The following is a 4347-nucleotide window of genomic DNA, read 5'->3' on the forward strand; positions in this document are numbered from 1 at the left end:
GTTTTAGAAAGAGTTGTAATTTCTCCAAAAAGATTGAAAACCATTTTAAAGCCTTCGACTTAACCTTTTTTTACATCAATAATGGTTTCATTTAATGTCAGCATACTTTTTGAAACACCACCTAAAATTCTTAATTATAATCTCTTACCGCAACTGCAAGGACATGGCGTTCATTTCATTCAGTATGGTGACATCCTTCAAAAACATAAAGAATGGATTAAGGATTATTTTCATAATGAAGTTCAACCTGTGGTTACGCCTATCAGTTTAGATCCAGCACATCCCTTTCCTCGGCTGGTGAATAAAAGTTTAAATTTTATTGTAACTTTAGAGGGTAAAGATGCTTTTGGACGAAAAATTGATTTGGCGATTGTTCCCGCACCACGATCATTACCTAGATTAGTGAAGTTACCTAAAAGTATTTCCGGTGAGGCTGAACACTACATTTTACTTTCAGCCATTATTCAGCAACATATTCATGAATTATTTCCAGGCGTTACAACAACGGGATGTTATCAATTTCGGGTCACACGTAATGCAGATTTAACCATCTCAGAAGATGTTGAAGACTTAGCGATTGCCTTAAAAGATGAACTATCCTCGCGACGCTTTGGTCGCGCTGTAAGACTTGAGGTGACTAAAAACTGCCCTGAAAATATTACTGATTATTTACTTGGACAATTTGATCTTGAGCAAGACCAACTCTATCGTATTGATGGCCCGCTTAATCTAGTCCGTTTTATCTCAAACTTCAATTTGCCCGAATTACGTTTTCCTTCCCATGTACAAAAATTACCGAAAGTGTTGTATGGGAAAAAATCCATATTTGAGGTATTAAAAACCGAAGATGTTTTATTACATCACCCTTTTCACTCTTTTGCTCCGGTCATTAAGCTACTGAAAGAGGCAGCCCGTGATCCACATGTGTTAGCCATAAAACAAACCCTTTATCGTAGTGGTGTAGATTCTGAAATTGTGCAAGTCCTTGCTGAAGCAGCACGAAATGGTAAGGAAGTCACAGCAGTGATTGAATTACGTGCTCGCTTTGATGAGGAGTCAAATATCGAAGTTGCCAATCTATTACAAGAAGCTGGGGCGGTTGTTGTATATGGGATCGTTGGTTATAAAACCCACGCCAAAATGATTCTGATCGTGCGTCGTGAAGTAGACAAGATTAAACGTTATGTTCATTTAGGCACAGGTAACTATCATGCAATGAATGCCAAAATCTATACTGATTATGGACTACTGACCAGTGATGCTGATATTTGTGAAGATGTCCATAAAGTCTTCCAGGAGCTCACAGGCATGGGGAAAATGGTCAAATTGAAAAAACTTTTTCATGCACCATTTACTCTGCATTCTCAATTGATTGAACTCATTGAAAATGAAACTGAAAATAGCAAAGCGGGCAAAAAAGCGCAGATTATTATTAAAGTCAACGCCTTAACTGAATCTCAACTAATTGATGCTCTGTATAGAGCGTCTCAAGCGGGCGTTCAAATCGATTTGATTATCCGTTCAATTTGCTGCTTACGCCCACAAGTGAAAGGACTTTCTGAAAATATTCGAGTCCGCTCAATTGTGGGACGTTTTTTAGAACATACCCGGGTTTATTATTTTTACCATCAGGGTGAAAGTAAACTTTTTTGCGCCAGTGCAGATTGGATGGGGCGTAATTTATTCTCTCGCATCGAGACCTGTTTCCCAATCGAAGATAAAAAACTTCGTAAACAAATTCTGGAAGAGGGCTTAATGAATTATCTTCAAGATAATCGGCGTGCATGGGAATTACAAGCCGATGGTACCTGGATACAATGTCAGGCTGGCAATGGACAGGCAGTCCATATTGCCCAGCAACAATTAATGAATCAAATTATTTAACGAAAAATTTCAAGTCATTGTATAAATGACAATTATTTGCAATGATTTAAACTTATTTTAACTAAACTGTAACAATACAACCCTAAAGTAAAAATCAAGTGGGAATGAGTCAATTACATGAATGATATCAGTGTTAAAAAGATCAACAAATTAATTGAACAGTTCGAAGAAGAAGGCAATAAAACACAAGCGCTTGAAATAGGTTATAAAACATATGCCATGCTTATGTCTGATCAGAAATTTGCTGATAAAGTGACAAAATCAGCAGAAAATTCTGAAGAGCGACTTTATAAATCGATAAAAATAAAACTTATTCCTGAGAAACATCATTTTAAAATAAAGTAAGAAGTACCAAACTTATAAAATACGATAAGTGACCGTCACATGACGCATAAGTTGTCATTGATAAAAAACCGCCATTATTGGTGGTTTTTTTATAGCAAAATAAATAGTTTTATATTTCAAAGTTATGTTCATCATTTAAAGAGAAATATAATTATTTAAGGGGCTGTAGTAGAAGTGACTATAACCCCAAACGGCCATCTCTTGATTTACCTTGCTCTAGACTCTGCTCAACCTTGGCATTTAGATCAATACCCATAATTAAGGGACCATGATCACAAGAGAGATATTTTGGTGTTTTGTAAGCGTCCGCTGAATCCCATGCCTATTTTTTAATTTTGGTCGGATTTCCAGCGGTGTGGCAGTAATTCTTCTATTTGGGTCACTTTATGCGTCGGCAGCCTTTTCAGCACATCACTTAAATAGGCATACGGATCCAGTCCATTCAGCTTTGCTGACTGGATTAAAGTCATGATATTGGCAGCTCGTTGGCCGCTGCGCAGCGAGCCAGCAAACAGCCAGTTCTTACGTCCCAACGCCCAGGGGCGCATCTGATTTTCAATCCCTTGCGCAGCAATGCTGCTCATATCTATAGGCAAATTGCCATCATCCAGATAGCGGCAGAGTGCCTGCCAACGTTTTAGGCTGTAATTGATCGCCTTGGCAGTTGGAGAACTCGATGGCACCGCCAGATAATGTTGGTTGAGCCATTCATACAGTTGTTGCATCACCGGTTGGCTATGCTGTTGCCGGTATTCGCGGCGATGTTCTGCTGTACCATCGGTCTTTTTCCTGAGTTCTGCTTCTATGGCATACAGTTTCTGAATCAGCACGGCTTTGTTGCATAAAGGTTTGAAAGGCTGAGTTCCCTTAAGCTGCTCAAATTTAAGAGACAACTTGGGTATGAGGGCGACCTAATTCTGTGAATTTATTCAAGACTGCCATGCGTGCATGGATCTCATTCACCTGACTTGGAAAACTCCGCGCTGTTAATTTATCGCCTAATAATTTGATGCAATGCATCTTGGTTTGAACCAAACTTCGACGGTGATAACCAGACCACTTTTTCCAAAGCGATCTGCCTAGCCGTTTGACTGTCTTTAATAATTCGTTCCGCTCTATAGACCTCGCTTGCTGATCCTTCCAAGGCTTTGCATTCTTTCTAGGTGGAATGATCGCATGTGCATCTCGATCTAAAATGACTTGTCGGCAGTACTTTGTGTCATAAGCACCATCTGTATAAACAGAATCAATTGGTTCATCCAAGGGAATTTGAGCAAGTAAATCTTCGAGTACTTGAGAATCACTGACATTATTTGTGGTGAGTTGTACTGCACGTATTTGCAGGGTTTTAGCATCTATAGCAATGTGAAGCTTACGCCATTGGCGACGATATTCAGCCCCATGTTTCTTGCGTTTCCATTCACCTTCACCAAGAAACTTCAAACCAGTAGAGTCTACGAGTAGATGCAGTCCATCACTACTTTTTTGATAGCTAATCGCAATATCAATATGCTTTTGTCTACGACAAAGGGTGGAATAATCCGGAGCTGTCCAATCTAATCCAGAGAGTTTAATCAGACTTTGAACAAAACCTGTGACCATACGTAAAGAGAGTCGGAATAGTCATTTGATCATTAAGCAGCATTGAATCGCTGTATCGGAGTAGGTTTGATTTCGACCTTGCTTGCCTTGTGATTGTGCATACCACTGAGTCTTTGGATCAAACCAAATGGAAATATTACCTCGGTTAATTAAGGCTCGGTTATAGGATGACCAATTGGTTGTACGGTAGATTTTAGAGGCAGGCTTATTCATTTTGAAATTATATTGCTGAATAAGCTTTTGATGCTAGGTTTGTGCAACAAAGCCCCCTTGCTCTATTAGCAATAAGCAGTTTTTTAAGTGCACTAGTGCACAAATTTTACCCATTAATACTAGTTCTGCTAATATTGGATTTACAAGAATTAAAATATTCAAAAAATCTAATAAAATTCTCTGTACACGACAAATTTCATAGGATCCTTGTCCTATCAGGCTTTTTCTTTCTTAAAATTGCTAGCACTTTCTTAAATTCTTCTTTTTTTCCAAAACCAATCAAACGTAGAATAGCCATTTGAA

At 38.6% G+C, this 4347-nt stretch carries 1 protein-coding gene and 4 pseudogenes; 3 read left to right on the top strand and 2 right to left on the bottom strand.

All coding sequences use genetic code 11. From position 1 onward, the window contains the following. The 3 genes and pseudogenes from FTV09_RS17045 to FTV09_RS17055 all read left to right on the top strand — a co-directional run. A pseudogene (locus FTV09_RS17045) lies at positions 1-95 on the top strand (IS1 family transposase); the annotation flags it as partial. A 28-nt stretch (positions 96-123) separates the two neighbouring features. Further along, positions 124-1884: pseudogene (gene ppk1 / locus FTV09_RS17050) on the top strand (polyphosphate kinase 1); the annotation flags it as partial. 117 nt (positions 1885-2001) lie between these two features. Continuing rightward, on the top strand, positions 2002-2229 hold the full coding sequence (locus FTV09_RS17055) for a hypothetical protein (protein WP_004646177.1): 228 nt from the start codon (positions 2002-2004) through the stop codon (positions 2227-2229). A gap of 329 nt (positions 2230-2558) precedes the next feature. Here FTV09_RS17055 and FTV09_RS17060 read toward each other — a convergent pair. Together FTV09_RS17060 and FTV09_RS17065 are read right to left on the bottom strand one after the other, a co-directional pair. Next, positions 2559-3062: pseudogene (locus FTV09_RS17060) on the bottom strand (transposase); the annotation flags it as partial. Positions 3063-3111: 49 nt separating this feature from the next. Next, positions 3112-4044, bottom strand: a pseudogene (locus tag FTV09_RS17065) (IS5 family transposase). Between the last annotated feature and the right edge of the window lie 303 nt (positions 4045-4347).

The organism is Acinetobacter sp. YH12227 (assembly GCF_013417785.1).
Lineage (GTDB): Bacteria > Pseudomonadota > Gammaproteobacteria > Pseudomonadales > Moraxellaceae > Acinetobacter > Acinetobacter gandensis.

Bases quoted from the DNA above. Each gene is read 5' to 3' on its own strand.
- FTV09_RS17055 (WP_004646177.1), top strand. From the start codon at position 2,002: ATGAATGATATCAGTGTTAAAAAGATCAACAAATTAATTGAACAGTTC.